This is a genomic window from Microbacterium trichothecenolyticum, from assembly GCF_041938625.1.
Taxonomy (GTDB): Bacteria; Actinomycetota; Actinomycetes; order Actinomycetales; family Microbacteriaceae; genus Microbacterium; species Microbacterium trichothecenolyticum_D.
The window spans coordinates 1,759,617-1,774,617 of sequence record NZ_CP169427.1 but is presented as its reverse complement, the minus strand read 5'-3'; the positions used below and the strand labels follow the sequence as shown (position 1 = coordinate 1,774,617).

At 72.0% G+C, this 15,001-nt stretch carries 12 protein-coding genes; 5 read left to right on the top strand and 7 right to left on the bottom strand.

The genetic code is table 11. The features are described from left to right. Positions 1 to 28 precede the first annotated feature (28 nt). Positions 29 to 1,549 (top strand): hypothetical protein, encoded by a 1,521-nt coding sequence (locus ACEYYH_RS07985; protein ID WP_374977679.1) that lies wholly within the window; start codon positions 29 to 31, stop codon positions 1,547 to 1,549. Here ACEYYH_RS07985 and metE read toward each other — a convergent pair. Continuing rightward, entirely contained in the window at positions 1,546 to 3,882 is a 2,337-nt protein-coding gene (gene metE / locus ACEYYH_RS07980; RefSeq protein WP_374977678.1) for a 5-methyltetrahydropteroyltriglutamate--homocysteine S-methyltransferase, read from the bottom strand. The genes ACEYYH_RS07985 and metE overlap by 4 nt on opposite strands. A 95-nt stretch (positions 3,883 to 3,977) precedes the next feature. After that, positions 3,978 to 4,940 (bottom strand): methylenetetrahydrofolate reductase, encoded by a 963-nt coding sequence (locus tag ACEYYH_RS07975; RefSeq protein WP_374977677.1) that lies wholly within the window; start codon positions 4,938 to 4,940, stop codon positions 3,978 to 3,980. 97 nt (positions 4,941 to 5,037) lie between these two features. Here ACEYYH_RS07975 and ACEYYH_RS07970 point away from each other — a divergent pair, with 97 nt between their 5' ends. Continuing rightward, a complete protein-coding gene (locus ACEYYH_RS07970) occupies positions 5,038 to 5,106 on the top strand; it encodes a hypothetical protein (protein WP_116196755.1) in 69 nt (22 codons plus the stop codon). A gap of 110 nt (positions 5,107 to 5,216) precedes the next feature. Beyond that, a complete protein-coding gene (locus ACEYYH_RS07965; RefSeq protein ID WP_374977676.1) occupies positions 5,217 to 7,154 on the top strand; it encodes a prolyl oligopeptidase family serine peptidase in 1,938 nt (645 codons plus the stop codon). 23 nt (positions 7,155 to 7,177) lie between these two features. Here the strand turns inward: ACEYYH_RS07965 and hflX are convergent, their stop codons facing one another. Beyond that, positions 7,178 to 8,695: a GTPase HflX gene (gene hflX, locus ACEYYH_RS07960; RefSeq protein ID WP_374977675.1), complete on the bottom strand. Its 1,518-nt coding sequence runs from the start codon at positions 8,693 to 8,695 to the stop codon at positions 7,178 to 7,180. A gap of 116 nt (positions 8,696 to 8,811) precedes the next feature. On the opposite strand from hflX, the gene ACEYYH_RS07955 reads away from it, so the two are divergent. After that, positions 8,812 to 9,468 carry a class I SAM-dependent methyltransferase gene (locus ACEYYH_RS07955; protein WP_374977674.1) on the top strand — a complete coding sequence of 219 codons (657 nt, stop codon included), beginning with the start codon at positions 8,812 to 8,814 and terminating at the stop codon, positions 9,466 to 9,468. Positions 9,469 to 9,474: 6 nt separating this feature from the next. Here ACEYYH_RS07955 and dapF read toward each other — a convergent pair whose 3' ends face one another. Continuing rightward, on the bottom strand, positions 9,475 to 10,347 hold the full coding sequence (gene dapF / locus ACEYYH_RS07950) for a diaminopimelate epimerase (RefSeq protein WP_374977673.1): 873 nt from the start codon (positions 10,345 to 10,347) through the stop codon (positions 9,475 to 9,477). A gap of 109 nt (positions 10,348 to 10,456) precedes the next feature. Here dapF and ACEYYH_RS07945 point away from each other — a divergent pair, with 109 nt between their 5' ends. Beyond that, the gene (locus tag ACEYYH_RS07945) at positions 10,457 to 12,088 is read left to right on the top strand and encodes a cytochrome bc complex cytochrome b subunit (RefSeq protein ID WP_374977672.1); all 1,632 of its coding nucleotides are present in this window, start codon (positions 10,457 to 10,459) and stop codon (positions 12,086 to 12,088) included. Here the strand turns inward: ACEYYH_RS07945 and ACEYYH_RS07940 are convergent. From ACEYYH_RS07940 to miaB, 3 genes are read right to left on the bottom strand one after another with little or no spacing between them, the layout of a single operon-like run. Continuing rightward, positions 12,075 to 12,497 (bottom strand): GNAT family acetyltransferase, encoded by a 423-nt coding sequence (locus tag ACEYYH_RS07940; RefSeq protein ID WP_374977671.1) that lies wholly within the window; start codon positions 12,495 to 12,497, stop codon positions 12,075 to 12,077. The two genes, ACEYYH_RS07945 and ACEYYH_RS07940, sit on opposite strands and share 14 nt — an antisense overlap. Next, on the bottom strand, positions 12,494 to 13,435 hold the full coding sequence (gene miaA, locus ACEYYH_RS07935; RefSeq protein WP_374977670.1) for a tRNA (adenosine(37)-N6)-dimethylallyltransferase MiaA: 942 nt from the start codon (positions 13,433 to 13,435) through the stop codon (positions 12,494 to 12,496). The genes ACEYYH_RS07940 and miaA overlap by 4 nt, the downstream gene beginning before the upstream one ends. A 7-nt stretch (positions 13,436 to 13,442) precedes the next feature. Further along, complete coding sequence (gene miaB / locus ACEYYH_RS07930) at positions 13,443 to 14,993, bottom strand: tRNA (N6-isopentenyl adenosine(37)-C2)-methylthiotransferase MiaB (protein WP_374977669.1); 1,551 nt, start codon at positions 14,991 to 14,993, stop codon at positions 13,443 to 13,445. Positions 14,994 to 15,001 lie beyond the last annotated feature (8 nt).

The window sequence follows — 15,001 nt, the reverse complement described above, 5'->3', positions numbered from 1 at the left end:
ACCCCGCGCGACGCGCTATGAAGGTGGAATGACCGCCGTCACGCCCTCGCCAGACGTTCCCGACCTCCAGGCCCGCCTGGACGCGCTCGAGGCGGAGAACGCCCTGCTCAAAGCGGGCGCCGCTGCCGCACCGCCGACCGGCAGGACGGCGAACCGTCCTGCGGGCAGCGGGTGGCGCGCGTTCTTCTCCGCGCTATGCATCGTGATCGCGTCGATCCTCGTCCCGATCTCGATCGTGACCGCATGGGCGCGGCTGGAACTGGTCGACGAGTCGGCGTTCGTACAGACTCTCGCTCCGCTCGCCGACGATCCCGCCGTCCAGCAGATGATCATCGACGAGACGGTCGAGGCCGTCCAGGCGCAGGTCGACTTCGAAGAGCTGACGGCGAACGTGTTCGACGGGATCGAGCAGCTCGGACTGCCGCCGCGGGCCTCGCAGGCGCTCCAACTGCTCCAGGCACCGGCGGCGCAGGGTCTCGAGAACCTCCTCACGCAGACCGTGACGCGCGTCGTCGAGTCGGACGCCTTCGCCGACACCTGGACCGCGACCACGCGCGCCGCCCATCGCGCCCTCACGGCTGCGGCAACGTCCGACGGTGGCGGCATCGTCGTCATGAGCGACGACGGTCTCGGCATCCAGCTGGGCGCGATCGTCGAGCGCGTCAAGCAGAACCTGATCGACCGCGGCGTGGGCATCGCCCAGCTGATCCCGGCCGTCGACAAGGTCGTCATCATCGGCACCGGCGACACCCTCGTCACGATCCGCACGACGTACGCGCTGGCCACGGCACTCGGCTGGTGGCTGCCGATCATCACGATCGGTCTCTTCGTGCTGGGCATCCTGATCGCACGCCGTCGCAGCACCGCCGTGCTCGGCTCGGGCATCGGCTTCGCGCTCGGCGGCGGGGCCCTGGCTCTGGCATTCGCCATCGGCTACCCCGTCATCGGACAGACCGCTGTCCAGCTCGGGCTTTCCACCACGGCTCTCGACGTGGTCTACCAGAGCCTCGTCGGGGCGATGCAGCAGACGGCTGCCATCGCGGTGCTGCTCGGCGTCGTCATCGCGATCCTGGGCTGGTTCGCCGGGCGATGGACCCCGGCCGTGCGCTCGCGCCAGGCGATCGGCAGCCTCAACTCGTCGGCGCGCCGTCAGCTGTCGAGCCACGGCCTCCACACCGGACGCTTCGGCGCCTGGCTCTCCCGCTACCGCACCCTGGTGCGCACGCTGGTCATCATCCTGGCCGTGATCTGGCTGTTCGCGCTGCGACCGCTGTCGGCGGGCGACATCTTCCTCGTGCTCATCGTCGCGCTGGTCGTGACGTGGATCCTCGAGCTGCTGCAGGTCCGCCCCGACGAGGTGGTCGTCACTGACGAGACCCCGCCCGAAGACGCCGATGCCGACGGGAACGCCGACACCCTCGTGATCGACGCCGACACGGTCGTCGTGGACGACGCGAACGACACCGAGGTGATCCCCGAGACGGTGGATGCCCCGACCGACGCATCTGCGCCGGCCGAGGCATCCGCGAAGAAGCCCCGCCGCGCCTAGCGGCCGGCCTCCACGCGCTCACGTACGAGCTCGGTCGCCTCGACGAGGTTCTTCAGTGAGGCGACCGTCTCGTCGTACCCGCGGGTCTTGAGCCCGCAGTCGGGGTTGACCCAGACGCGTCGCAGGGCGAGTTCGACGACCGTGCGGTCGAGGAGGTCGGTGATCTCGTCGACCGAGGGCACGCGCGGCGAGTGGATGTCGTAGACGCCCGGGCCGATGCCGGCCGCGAAGCCCGACGTCGCGATGTCGCCGATCACCTCGCCGCGGCTGCGGGCGGCCTCGATCGAGGTCACGTCGGCGTCGAGAGCGGCGATCGCGTCGATGACCACGTCGAACTCCGAGTAGCACAGGTGCGTGTGCACCTGCGTCGCCGGCGCGGCGCCCGCGGTCGCGAGGCGGAACGAGCCGACCGACCACTCGAGGTATGCCGGCTGATCGGCCGTCTTGAGCGGGAGCAGCTCCCGCAGCGCGGGCTCGTCGACCTGGATGACACGGATGCCGGCGCCCTCGAGGTCCGCGATCTCATCGCGCAGCGCCAGCGCCACCTGGTTCGCGGTCTCCCCCAGCGGCTGATCGTCGCGCACGAACGACCACGCGAGGATCGTCACCGGACCCGTCAGCATCCCCTTCATCGGCTTGTCGGTCAAGGACTGCGCGAACGTCGACCAGCCGACGGTGATCGCCGCGGGGCGCGAGACGTCGCCCCACAGGATCGACGGGCGCGTGGCCCGCGAGCCGTACGACTGCACCCAGCCGTTCTCGGTCACGGCGAAGCCGTCGAGGTTCTCGGCGAAGTACTGCACCATGTCGTTGCGCTCGCCTTCGCCGTGCACCAGGACGTCGAGGCCGATGTCCTCCTGGAGCGTCACGACGCGGGCGATCTCGTCGCGGAGGAACCGCTCGTACTCTTCGGCGCTGAGCTCGCCGCGGCCGTGGCGGGCGCGGGCACGGCGGATCTCGCCCGTCTGCGGGAACGACCCGATCGTGGTGGTGGGCAGTACGGGCAGCCCGAGCTCGGCGTCCTGCGCGGCGACGCGGGCGTCGTAGTCGCCGCGCTCGAAGTCTCCGGCACCCAGCACGGACGCCCGCTCGCGCACCGCGCCGTCGCGCACACCGGGTGCGCTCCGGCGATCCGCCAGGGCAGCGGATGCTGCGGCCAGCGGCTCCGCGATGGCCTCGCGCCCGTCGACCAGACCCGTTGCGAGCGTCACCACCTGCCCGACCTTCTGGTCGGCGAACGCGAGCCACGAGGCGAGTCGCGGGTCGAGCGCGGACTCGTCGGCCACGTCGTGAGGCACGTGCTGGAGCGAGGTCGAGGTGCCGGCGCTGATCTCCGACGCCCCGAGCGCGTTCAGCGCCTGGAGTCGCTCCCACGCCGCGTCGAGATCGCCGCGCCAGACGTTCCGCCCGTCGATGACACCGCCCACGAGCGTCTTGCGCTCGAGGCCCGGCACGGCCTCGGGCACCGCACCGCGGGTCAGGTCGATGGCGACGGCCTCGATCGGAGCCGCAGCGAGCGCCGTCCAGGCCTCGCGCGACAGCTGTGCGTAGCCCGCCGCGACGAGGATCGCGGGTCGGTCGGCGCGGACGCCCAGCGCGGTGTAGGCCCGCGCGGCAGCATCCGCCAATGCCGCCGCGTCCGAGGGCAGGCTCTCGCTCACGAGCGCGGGCTCGTCGAGCTGCACCCACTCGGCGCCCGCAGCCCTCAGGCCTGCGAGCAGCTCGGTGTAGACCGGCAGCAGATCGTCGAGACGCTGGAGGGGGTCGAAGCCCTGGGGGGCGGCATCCGTCGCCTTCGCGAGAGCCAGGAGCGTCACCGGACCGACGATCACCGGGCGCACGGTGATGCCGTCGGCTTTCGCCTCGGCCACCTGGCGCGCGAAGCGGTCGTTCGAGAGGGCGAAGACCGTCTCGGGGCCGATCTCGGGCACGAGGTAGTGGTAGTTCGTGTCGAACCACTTGGTCATCTCGAGCGGGGCGTCCTCGCCCGCGCCGCGGGCAGCGGTGAAGTACGCGTCCAGGCCGATGCGGCCGTCGGCGTCGCGCAGCGCGGCGAAGCGCTCGGGCAGCGCGCCGACGGCGGCGGCCGCGTCGTGCACCTGGTCATAGAACGAGAAAGACTCCGGGATCGACGAGTCGTCGCGGCCGAGGCCGAGCTCGGCGAGGCGCTCGCGCGTCGCGCGGCGCAGGTCGGCCGCCGTCTGCTCCAGGGTTTCGGCGTCGGTTTTGCCGGACCAGTACGCCTCGACGGCGCGCTTGAGCTCGCGGCGGCGCCCGATGCGGGGATAACCCAGGATCGTGCCGTGCGGGAAGGTGGCGCGGGGTTCGGTCATCGTGCTCTCTCTTTCGCTTCGTTCTTCTCGGGGTGGGGGGTTTTCGGGGTCGCCGAAGAGACCGTCGGGGCATCCGACGGATCGCGGCGTCCGGATCAGCGGACGGCGTCGGGCATTCGCTCGGCCGGGGCGAGCACCCCGGCTTCACGCAGCACGTCGAGGACCGTGTCGTGGTTGTTGAACGCGTACAGGTGGACGCCGGGGGCGCCGCCGTCCACGACCTCGCGGGCGAGACGCGCGGCGTGCGCGACTCCCACCTCGCGCTGCCCTTCCGCCGTCGGCTCGAGATCGAGCGCGATGGCGAGGTCCGCCGGCAGCCGCTCCCCGGTCAGCTCGAGCACGCGGCGCAGTCGCGTGGGCGAGGTGATCGGCATGATGCCGGGGAGGATGGGGATCGTGACGCCGGCCTCCCGAGATCGCTCCACGAACGCGAGGTAGTCGTCGGCGTGGAAGAAGAGCTGCGTGATCGCGAGCGTCGCGCCGGCCGCCTGCTTGGCGAGGAGAGCATCGATGTCTTCGAACGGATGCCGCGACCGCGGGTGGCCGTTGGGGAACGCGGCCACGGCGATGTCGACTCGGGGCCGCTCCGTGAGGCGCACCGCGCCCGGCACGCCGGGGATCGGCGCCTCGGTGTAGGGCTCGCGCTCCGCCTGGACCCGGTCGATGAGCTGCACGAGCTGCGCCGCGCCGTCGAGATCCCCGAGGAAGACGTCATCCTCCGACACGCCGGCCGGCGGATCGCCGCGGAGCGCGAGGAAGCTCGTGATCCCGGCATCCAGGAACTCCCGGATCAGCGCGTTCGCGCCGGCGTAGGTGTTCCCCACGCACGTGAGGTGCGCGAGCGGCTCGACGTGGGTCTCGCGGAGGATGTGGGTGAGCAGCTCGAGCGACCGGCCACCGGTGGAGCCGCCGGCCCCATAGGTCACCGAGATGAACCTCGGGTCGACCGACGCCAGGTGGCGGATCGTCTCGTGGAGGGCGGCGAAGCCCGCGTCGGAGCGCGGCGGGTACACCTCGAAGGAGATCGGCACGGGAGGAGTGCTCAGGTCGATCGACATGGCCTGCTTCTCAGGGATCGGCGGACAGGGCTGAGCCGTACGGGAAGGCCCGGGCGGCCGCGGCACCTCCCTCCACCACGGCGGCGGAAGGGGTGTCATCGCGGGCGGGTGCCGGGCTCGGCTGTCGCTCCTGCCCGGTGCCCCCGAGGTTCGGGGACGTCCGTGAGGACGACCGGGCGACGATGCGTCCACGGTAGCGGAGCTCGCAGTCGTCGTGTCGCCTGTGACGTTCTGTTTCGGTCGCGGCACCACCGGCTTCGTCGTACCGTGGTGTGCGTGACGACACCCGAGGTGCTCCCCTACGGCAGCTGGCCCTCCCCGATCACCGCCGCGGAGGTGTCCGCCGCCTCCCCCCGGCTCGAGGGCGCGCGCTTCGTCGGCGCCCATGAGCCCGAGGTGTGGTGGGGCGAGTCGGTGCCCGAGGAGGGCGGCCGCTCGGCCGTGCGCCGGAGGGCGGCATCCGGAGCCGTCGTCGACGTGCTGGGGGCACCGTGGAGCGCCCGATCGCGCGTGCACGAGTACGGCGGCGGCTCGTGGACCGCCGACGACGACGGCGTGCTGTACTTCGTCGAGAAGACCGACCAGCGCATCTGGCGGCTGGTGCCCGGCGGCGAGCCGCGCCCGCTGACTCCCGCGGCGGGCGACGTGCGCTTCGGCGGCCTGACGTTGCAGCACGGCCGGCTGCTCGCCGTGCGCGAGGACCACACCCGCGGCAGCGAGGTGCCCGTGCGCGACATCGTGGAGGTCCCCCTCGACGGCGGGGGAACGGATGCTGCGCGCCTGCGCTCTCTCGCGGGCGGCAGCGACTTCGTCGCCCATCCCGCGCTGTCGCCTGACGGAACGCGTCTCGCGTGGATCGCCTGGGATCACCCGCACATGGCCTGGGACCGCGCGGAGCTGCGCGTCGGCCGGCTCGAGGGCGGCGACGGCCCGGAGTGGACCATCGTCGCGGGCGGCGGTTCGTCGCCGCTGCAGCCCGCGTGGGTCGACGACGACGACCTCGTCTACGCCGACGATCCGTCCGGCCGCTGGAACCTGTGGCGGCTGCGGCTCACGGCGGACCTCCGCCACGAGCCGGTGGCCGAGGTGGATGCCGACACCGGTGGTCCGCTCTGGGTGCTGGGGACGCGGTGGTTCGCCCTGCTCGGCGACGGGGGCATCGTGGCGGTGCAGACGAACGGGGCTGAAGAGCTCGTGCTGCTCGACGGCACCGGCGGCAGCCGCCCGCTGCACGTCGACGCCGTCACCCGCCTGTCGATCGAAGACGCCCGCGGCCGGCGCGTGCTCGTCTCTGGCGCCGGCTCCGGCGGCGCGGGGCTCTGGGAGGTCGACGTCGACGACCCCGCCGCGACGCGTCTCGTCGTGGGAGGCGGTTCACCGTGGGGAGCCGAGTGGATGCCGCGCTCCCGCGCGGTCACCGTGCCTGGGCCGCACGGGCCCGTGCACGCCTTCGACTACCCGCCCGTGAACCCGGGCGTCGTCGGCCCCGACGACGAGCGGCCGCCGTACGTCGTGTTCGTGCACGGCGGTCCGACCGATCACGTCGGGGGCGCAGCATCCGGGAAGATCGCTTACCTGACCAGCCGCGGAATCGGCGTGCTCGATGTGAACTACGGCGGATCCAGCGGCTACGGCCGCGCCTACCGCGAGCGCCTGCTCGGGCAGTGGGGAGTCGTCGACGTGGACGACGTCGTGGCGGCAGCGCGCGGACTCGCGGAGGCCGGCGCGGCCGACGAGCGCCGGCTCGCGATCGCGGGCGGCTCGGCGGGCGGATGGACGGTGTTGTGCGCGCTGACGAACTCCGACGCGTTCGGCGCCGGCATCAGCCGGTACGGCGTGGCCGACCTCCGCAAGCTGGCCGAAGACACGCACGACTTCGAAGCCCGCTACCTCGACGGCATGGTCGGGCCTCTCCCCGAGGCCGAGGCGCTGTACGTCGAGCGGTCGCCGCTGTCACACCTCGATCGCCTCTGCACCCCGTTGCTCATCGAGCAGGGCCTCGACGACCTCGTCGTGCCGCCGTCGCAGTCCGAGGCTGTGCGGGATGCCCTCGCCGCGAACGGCGTCGCGCACGCCTACCTCGCATTCGAGGGCGAGGGGCACGGCTTCCGGGCGGCGACGACCCTCGTGCGCACGATGGAGGCCGAGCTCGCGTTCCTGGGCCAGGTGTTCGGCTTCGAGACGCCGGGTGTGCCGCCGCTCGAGCTCGCCTAGGGGCTCGAGCGGCGGCTCCGGTTTCAGACCGTGAAGGGGGCGAGGCGCGCGGCGAGGTGCTCGCCGACGCGCGCGTGCACGGCGGTACCGCCCTCCTCGTGCTCCTGCGACAGGATCATGCCCTGCTCATGGATCGCGGAGACCAGGTCGCCGCGGTCGTAGGGCACGAGCGCCCGCACCTCGACAGCCGGCAGCGGCAGCGTGTCCTCGATGAGGGCCCGCAGCTCGTCGATCCCCTCGCCGGTGCGGGAGGACGCGAACACGGCCTTCGGCTCGAGTCCGCGCAGCAGCAGGCGGGCGTCGTCGTCGATCAGATCGGCCTTGTTGAAGACGACGATCTCGGGGATCTCGCGCGCACCCACGTCGCCGATGACATCGCGCACCGTCGCCAGCTGGGCGGCCGGGTCGGGGTGCGAGCCGTCGACCACGTGCACGATGACATCGGCGTCGCCGACCTCTTCGAGCGTCGAGCGGAATGCCTCGACGAGCTGGTGGGGCAGGTTCCGCACGAACCCGACGGTGTCGGTGAGCGTGTAGATGCGGCCGTCGCCGGTCTCGGTGCGCCGCACGGTGGCGTCCAGCGTCGCGAACAGGGCGTTCTCGACGAGCACACCCGCGCTCGTGAGGCGGTTGAGCAGCGACGACTTGCCGGCGTTGGTGTAGCCGGCGATCGCGACGGACGGGATCGTGTTGCGCTTGCGCTCGGCACGCTTGGCGTCGCGCGCAGGCGCGAAGTCGCGGATCTGCCTGCGCAGCTGCGCCATGCGGGTGCGGATGCGGCGACGGTCGAGCTCGATCTTCGTCTCACCGGGACCGCGCGAGCCCATGCCCGCGCCGCCGGCGCCCACCTGGCCACCGGCCTGGCGGCTCATCGAGTCACCCCACCCGCGCAGGCGCGGGAGGAGGTACTCGAGCTGTGCGAGCTCGACCTGGGCCTTGCCCTCGCGGCTCTTGGCGTGCTGGCTGAAGATGTCGAGGATCACCGTGGTGCGGTCGATCACCTTGACCTTGACGACGTCCTCAAGGGCGCGCCGCTGGCTGGGCGCGAGCTCGGTGTCGGCGATCACGGTGTCGGCGCCGACCGAGGCGACGATGTCGCGCAGCTCCTCCGCCTTGCCGCGACCCACGTAGGTCGCGGGGTCGGGGTGCGGGCGGCGCTGCAGCACGCCGTCGAGGACGACGGCGCCGGCGGTCTCCGCCAGCGCCGAGAGCTCGCGCAGCGAGTTCTCGGCGTCCTCCGTCTCGCCCTGGGCGTGCACGCCGACGAGAACGACGTTCTCGAGGCGCAGCTGCCGGTACTCGACCTCGGTGACGTCCTCGAGCTCGGTGGAGAGCCCCGGGACGCGGCGCAGCGCGGCACGCTCCTCGCGGTCCCACTGCTCGCCATCGCTGTCGGCACGCCCGATCGTCGCCTCGTCCTGGAGCGCCTGGGCGGCCCCGAAGACGTGCACCCCCGAACGCGCTTCGGCGCGCGCCAGCACCCGATCCACCGGGTCCACCGGCGTCTCGTCGGTGCTCTGGGGTGTCGTGGTATCCGTCATGTGTTCCTTTGGTTGTTGGCGTTGGATGCCGTTTTCCCGCGTTCATCGGCCGGTTCGCGGCATCCGTGAATTCTAGCTTCCCGCCATGCGGAGCACCTCCGCTAGGCTCATCGGCTATGGGGAGTGACCACTATTTCAGTGCGACGCCCGCCAGCCCCGAGAATCTGCGCCGCATCCGGGTCACACTCGCCGGTCGCGACCTCGAGGTCACGACCGCCGGGGGCGTCTTCAGCCCCGATCACGTGGACTCGGGAACCGCGGTGCTGCTGTCGAACACTCCCCCGCCTCCGGCGAGCGGGAACTTCCTCGACCTCGGGTGCGGGTGGGGACCGATCGCACTCAGCCTCGCGCTCGATGCGCCTCACGCGACGGTGTGGGCCGTCGACGTGAACGAACGAGCGCTGGACCTGGTGCGCCGGAACGCCTCGGCACTCGGGCTCGACAACGTCAACGCCTCGCTGCCCGACGATGTTCCCGACGACGTCCTGTTCCGCACGATCCGGTCGAATCCGCCGATCCGTGTGGGCAAGAACGAGCTGCACGGTCTGCTGGAGCGCTGGCTCCCCCGGCTCGACGAGCGCGCGGATGCGTGGCTCGTGGTCCAGCGCAACCTGGGGTCGGACTCGCTGCAGCGGTGGCTCGCCGCGACGCTCGACCGGCGCTTCAGCGTGCATCGTGCGGCGACCGCGAGGGGCTTCCGCGTGCTCAGGGTGCGCCGTCACGGCTCGCCGCCGAGCGAGCCGATCGACCTGCCCGAGCTCCCCGAGCCCTGAGGTCCGCTACGCGAGCGTGACCTCGCCGGTGTAGACGAGGGTGGCGGGGCCCGACAGCAGCACGTGCCGCTCACCGTCGACCTCCGGCATCCGCACGCCGAGCGTGCCGCCGGGTACCTCGACGACCCAGTGATCCGGGGCCGCGGGGCCGGCCCAGTGGCGCACCGCGAGCGCCGCCGCGGCGACGCCCGTGCCGCAGCTCAGCGTCTCGCCCACACCGCGCTCGAACACGCGCATGCGGATCGAGCCGACGCCCTCGTGTACGAGCGGATCGCTCGGCACCACGAACTCGACGTTGGCGCCCTGGGGCGGCTCGGGCTGCAGCAGCGGCTGCGCGGCAAGATCCAGGCCCTCGAGCTCGGTGTCGTCGGGCAGCGCCACCACGACGTGAGGGTTGCCCACGTCGATGCCGACGCCGGGGCGCGGTGCCCCGCCACCGCGCGTGCGCACGAGCACGCCGGAGTCGTCGACGACGAACGGGCCGAGGTCGACCTCGTACCCACGGTCGCTGCGGGTCACCGTCTTGATGCCCGCGCGCGTGCCGACCTTGAGGGGCGTGCCGTCGACATCGGCCCAGCCCACGTCGACGAGGTAGCGCACGAAGACCCGCACGCCGTTGCCGCACATCTCCGCCTTCGAGCCGTCGGCGTTGCGGTAGTCCATGAACCATGCGGCTCCGGATGCCGCCGCCTCGGCGCCCTCCTCGATCGCACTCGCGCGCACCACGCGCAGGATCCCGTCGCCGCCGATGCCGAAGCGCCGGTCGCACAGCACCGCGACCTGGTCGTCGCTGAGCTCGAGCGCGCCCTCGGGGTCGGGGACGATCACGAAGTCGTTGCCGGTGCCGTGGCCCTTGGTGAACGCGATCGTCTGCGGCATCGCACCAGTCTACGGGCGCGCTCCGCGGCGTCGGCCGGGTACGGGCGCCGCGCTGTCACACGCTGCCGCGCGCCGGTGTCGTATGTGCGAGAAGACACGAGGAGGCAGCGTGCACGGCAGCCCGATGAAGACGGATCGGCACCACGAGGCGCGAGCTCGGCGGCGCTCAGTCACCGACCGGCTCGCTGAGCGGGTCGGACGGGCCACCGCGTTCGGACATCGGATCGACAGCGTCTGGACCGGACTGCGGCGCCGCCGCGCGTCGGGCCACTGGACGAGCTTGTTCGGTGTGGTGACCTTCGCGGCGCTCGTCGTGGTGACCGTGACGGGCGTGCTGCTCATGTTCTTCTACACGCCCTCGGGGGAACCGACCACCTACGCCGGCTCCTACGGCCCGCTCCACGGCGCCGAGGTCTCGAAGGCGTTCGCGTCGACGATGAACGTCACGTTCGATGTGCCCGGCGGGCGACTGCTCCGGCAGACGCACCACTGGGCGGCGCTGCTGCTGCCCGCCTCGATCGTCCTGCAGCTGGTGGCGACCTTCTTCACGGGCGGATTCCGACGGCCGCGCCGCGGCATGTGGGTGTTGCTGATGCTCGCGTTCATCGCCGTGCTCGCGACGGGATGGAGCGGCTACGCCCTCCCCGACGACATGCTCTCGGGCACCGGCCTGCGCATCGTCGAAGGCATCGTGCTCGGCATCCCGGTCGTCGGCACCGCGCTCAAGACCGCACTCTTCGGCGGGTCGTTCCCAGGACGCATCATCGAGAACGTCTACCCCCTCCACACCGTCGTGTTCCCCGCGGCGCTCGTCCTGTTCGTCGCCCTGCGGGGCATCGCGGCCGGGCGGCACGGCTCACCGCGGTTCCCGGGCGGCCGGGGCGCCGCGCGCCACGGACTGCCGCTGCTCCCCACCGCGGCCGCCCGCGCCGGAGGGCTGTTCCTCGTCGTGACCGGTCTGCTCGTGCTCATGGCGGCCACCGTGACGGTGAGCCCGATCTGGCTCTACGGTCCCGGTGACCCGGGCAGTGCCGGTGCGGGCAGCCAGCCCGACTGGTACACCGGGTTCCTGGACGGGGCGCTGCGGCTGGTGCCACCCGGGTGGGAGATCACGTGGCTGGGTCGCACCTGGACGTTCGCGGTCCTGGCGCCGCTCGCCGTCGTCAGCGCCTTCTTCGCCGTCGTCGCGACGTACCCGTTCGTCGAGGCGTGGGTGATGGATGACCGCCGCGAGCACGACCTGCTCGATCGGCCGCGGGTCGCGCCGACCCGCACGGGGATCGGGGTGGCCGGCCTCGTGTTCGCGGGCGTGCTGTGGGCCGCAGGGGGCGCCGATGTCATCGCGGGCGCATTCAGCGTGAGCATCGAGCACGTGATCCTGTCGCTGCAGTGCGCCCTCGTCATCGGACCGGTCATCGGGTTCTCCGCTGCGCGCCGCGTCTGCCTGGGCCTGCAGCGCAAGGACCGCGATCTGCTGGAGCACGGATACGAGACGGGACGCATCGTGCGCCTTCCCGGTGGGGAGTACGTCGAGGTGCACCAGCCGCTCGACGACGCGGAGCGGGCACGCATCGCGCCGCCGCCGGCGCCGTCGCCGCCCGACCTCGGCCCGGACCAGCGCGGCACGCGAACCGTCGGCCGGCGTGTGCGCGCACGCCTGTGGGCGTTCTACGCGGAAGACCGCATCGACGCCGCAGCGCCGCAGGCGGACCGCGCGCAGCTTCCCGTCAGTCGGCGATGAGTCGCTTGCCGGTGTTCCACGTCTCGAACGGCTCGTAGCCGAGAGCGTCGTAGAACCCGCGAGCGATCCCGTTCTCGGGCCGCACCATCAGCTGCACCTTGGGGCAGCCCATCTCGATGAGCAGCTCCTCGGCCTCCGCGACGAGCTTGCGCGCGATCCCCTCGCCGCGTCGCTCGGGCGCGCTGGCGAGGTAGTAGAGCCACCCGCGGTGTCCGTCGTAGCCGGCCATGACGGTGCCGACGATCGTGCGGTCGTCGACGGCGACGAGGAACAGCTCGGGCTGCACGGAGAGCTTGCGGCGGATGTCCTGGTACGGGTTGTTCCACGGCCGCGTGAGCCCCGTCTGCTGCCACAGGGAGACGACGGCCTCGGTGTCGGGAAGGTCGAAGGCCCGGATCGCGATGCTCATACCCACGAGTCTGCCAGGGCCGCGGCATCCGTTCCCGGATCCACCCACCGCAGACCGTCGTACCGCTTGAACCACGACACCTGGCGCCGCGCGTACCGGCGGGTGAGCGCCTGCGTCTCGGCGATCGCCTCGGCCTCGGTCATCTCGCCCTCGAGCTGCGCGAGCGCCTGCGCGTAGCCGATGGCACGGCGCGCCGTCACCCCCCGCTCGAGGCCCTGCTCGCGCAGCGTCCGCACCTCGTCGAGGAGCCCGTCCTGCCACATCGCCTCCACACGCGCGTCGAGGCGCACCACGAGCTCGTCGCGCGGCAGCGCGACCCCGACGATGCGGGTGTCGTCGTGCCAGAGCTCAGGCTGCTCGGGCAGCATCGCGCCGTGCGTACGCTCGCCGAGCTCGAGCACCTCGAGGGCGCGCACGATGCGGCGGCCGTTGCGCGGATCGACCTTGGCCGCGGTCGCGGCGTCGAGCTCGCGCAAGCGGGCGTAGAGGGCGCCGGGGCCGTGCTGGTCGAGCTCGGCCTCGAGGCGTCCGCGCAGCTCCTCGTCGCGCGGCGGGAAGCGGAAGTCGAACAGCACGCTCGACACGTACAGCCCCGACCCGCCGACCAGCACCGCCTCGGCGCCGCGCCCGTGGATCTCGCGGATCGCCGTGCGCGCAGCATCCTGATACCAGGCGACCGCCGCGTCGGCGGTGACGTCGAGCACGTCGAAGAGGTGATGACGGATGCCGCGCCGCTCGGTTTCGGGAAGCTTCGCGGTGCCGATATCCATGCCGCGGTACAGCTGCATGGCGTCGGCGTTCACGATCTCGGCCGGGCGGCCGTGGGCCGCGAGGGCCCCGGCGAGCTCGAGCGACAGCGCGGTCTTGCCCGTGCCCGTCGCACCGACGACGGCCCACAGCTGCGGCGGCGTCGCTGCGGCGTCAGCCGGGGCGCTCACAGCCGGATCAGACGCCGACGCGCCGCGTCGGCAGCCCGAGTGAGACGGCGCGCGGCGCGCCGGACTCGCCCGCGGGTGCCGGGATGCCGCACGACTCGGCCTGCGACCGATCCCACGCGTCGCCGGACCGCGTGCGGCGGATGCGCAGCGGCGCACCGTCGGTCGAGTCGGCGAGCAGGTGGAACGGCGCGGCGTGCGTCACGACGACCGAGACGACGTCGCCCGGGCGCGGGATGGCGGAGCCTGCCGGCACCTCGAAGTGCACGAGCCGGTTGTCTTCCGCGCGGCCGGTGAGGCGGTGGGTCTCGGCGTCCTTCTTGCCCTCGCCCGTCGAGACGAGCACCTGCAGTTCGCGGCCGAGCTGCTTCTCGTTCTCCTCCAGCGAGATGCGCTCCTGCAGGGCGACCAGGCGCTCGTAGCGCGCCTGCACGACCTCCTTGGGCACCTGGTCGGGCATGGTGGCCGCCGGCGTGCCCTCGCGGATCGAGTACTGGAAGGTGAACGCGCTCGCGAACCGCGCCTTCTCGACGACGCGCATGGTGTCTTCGAAGTCCTCGTCCGTCTCACCGGGGAAGCCGACGATGATGTCGGTCGAGATCGCCGCGTCGGGCATCTTCGCGCGCACGCGATCGAGGATGCCGAGGAACTTCTCGCTGCGGTACGACCGGCGCATCGCCTTGAGGATGCGGTCGCTGCCCGACTGCAGCGGCATGTGCAGCTGCGGCATGACGGCCGGGGTCTCGGCCATCGCGTCGATGACGTCGTCGGTGAACGCGGCCGGGTGCGGGCTCGTGAAGCGGATGCGCTCGAGGCCGCCGATCTCGCCGGCGGCGCGCAGCAGCTTGCCGAAGGCCTGGCGGTCGCCGAACTCCACGCCGTACGAGTTGACGTTCTGGCCGAGGAGGGTGACCTCCATCGCGCCGTCGTCGACGAGCAGGCGGATCTCGTTCAGGATGTCGCCGGGCCGGCGATCCTTCTCCTTGCCACGCAGGCTCGGCACGATGCAGAACGTGCAGGTGTTGTTGCAGCCGACCGAGATCGACACCCATCCGCTGTAGATGCTGTCGCGCTTGGTGGGCAGCGTCGAGGGGAAGATCTCCAGGGCCTCGAGGATCTCGAGTTCGGCCTCGCCGTTGTGACGCGCGCGCTCGAGGAGGCTCGGCAGCGACCCCATGTTGTGGGTGCCGAAGACGACGTCGACCCACGGCGCCTTCTGCTGGACGACGTCCTTGTCCATCTGCGCGAGGCAGCCGCCGACGGCGATCTGCATGCCCTCGTGCTTGTCCTTGCGGGACTTGAGGTGACCGAGCGTGCCGTAGAGCTTTCCTGCCGCGTTGTCGCGCACGGCGCAGGTGTTGATGACGACGACGTCGGCCTCCTCGCCCGCCTCGGCGCGGACGTAGCCGGCACTCTCGAGCGAACCGGAGAGGCGCTCGGAGTCGTGCACGTTCATCTGGCAGCCGAACGTGCGCACCTCGTAGGTGCGAGCACGCCCGTCGACATCGTGCGCTGCCGTGGACGGCGCGATGAGAGTCGGGGTGGCGGAAGGCGAAGACATGATCCCGC

Excerpts from the sequence above, each read along its gene's own strand:
- ACEYYH_RS07985 (WP_374977679.1), top strand. The coding sequence starts at position 29 with ATGACCGCCGTCACGCCCTCGCCAGACGTTCCCGACCTCCAGGCCCGC.
- metE (WP_374977678.1), bottom strand. The coding sequence starts at position 3,882 with ATGACCGAACCCCGCGCCACCTTCCCGCACGGCACGATCCTGGGTTAT.
- ACEYYH_RS07975 (WP_374977677.1), bottom strand. The coding sequence starts at position 4,940 with ATGTCGATCGACCTGAGCACTCCTCCCGTGCCGATCTCCTTCGAGGTG.
- hflX (WP_374977675.1), bottom strand. The coding sequence starts at position 8,695 with ATGACGGATACCACGACACCCCAGAGCACCGACGAGACGCCGGTGGAC.
- ACEYYH_RS07955 (WP_374977674.1), top strand. The coding sequence starts at position 8,812 with ATGGGGAGTGACCACTATTTCAGTGCGACGCCCGCCAGCCCCGAGAAT.
- dapF (WP_374977673.1), bottom strand. The coding sequence starts at position 10,347 with ATGCCGCAGACGATCGCGTTCACCAAGGGCCACGGCACCGGCAACGAC.
- ACEYYH_RS07940 (WP_374977671.1), bottom strand. The coding sequence starts at position 12,497 with ATGAGCATCGCGATCCGGGCCTTCGACCTTCCCGACACCGAGGCCGTC.
- miaB (WP_374977669.1), bottom strand. The coding sequence starts at position 14,993 with ATGTCTTCGCCTTCCGCCACCCCGACTCTCATCGCGCCGTCCACGGCA.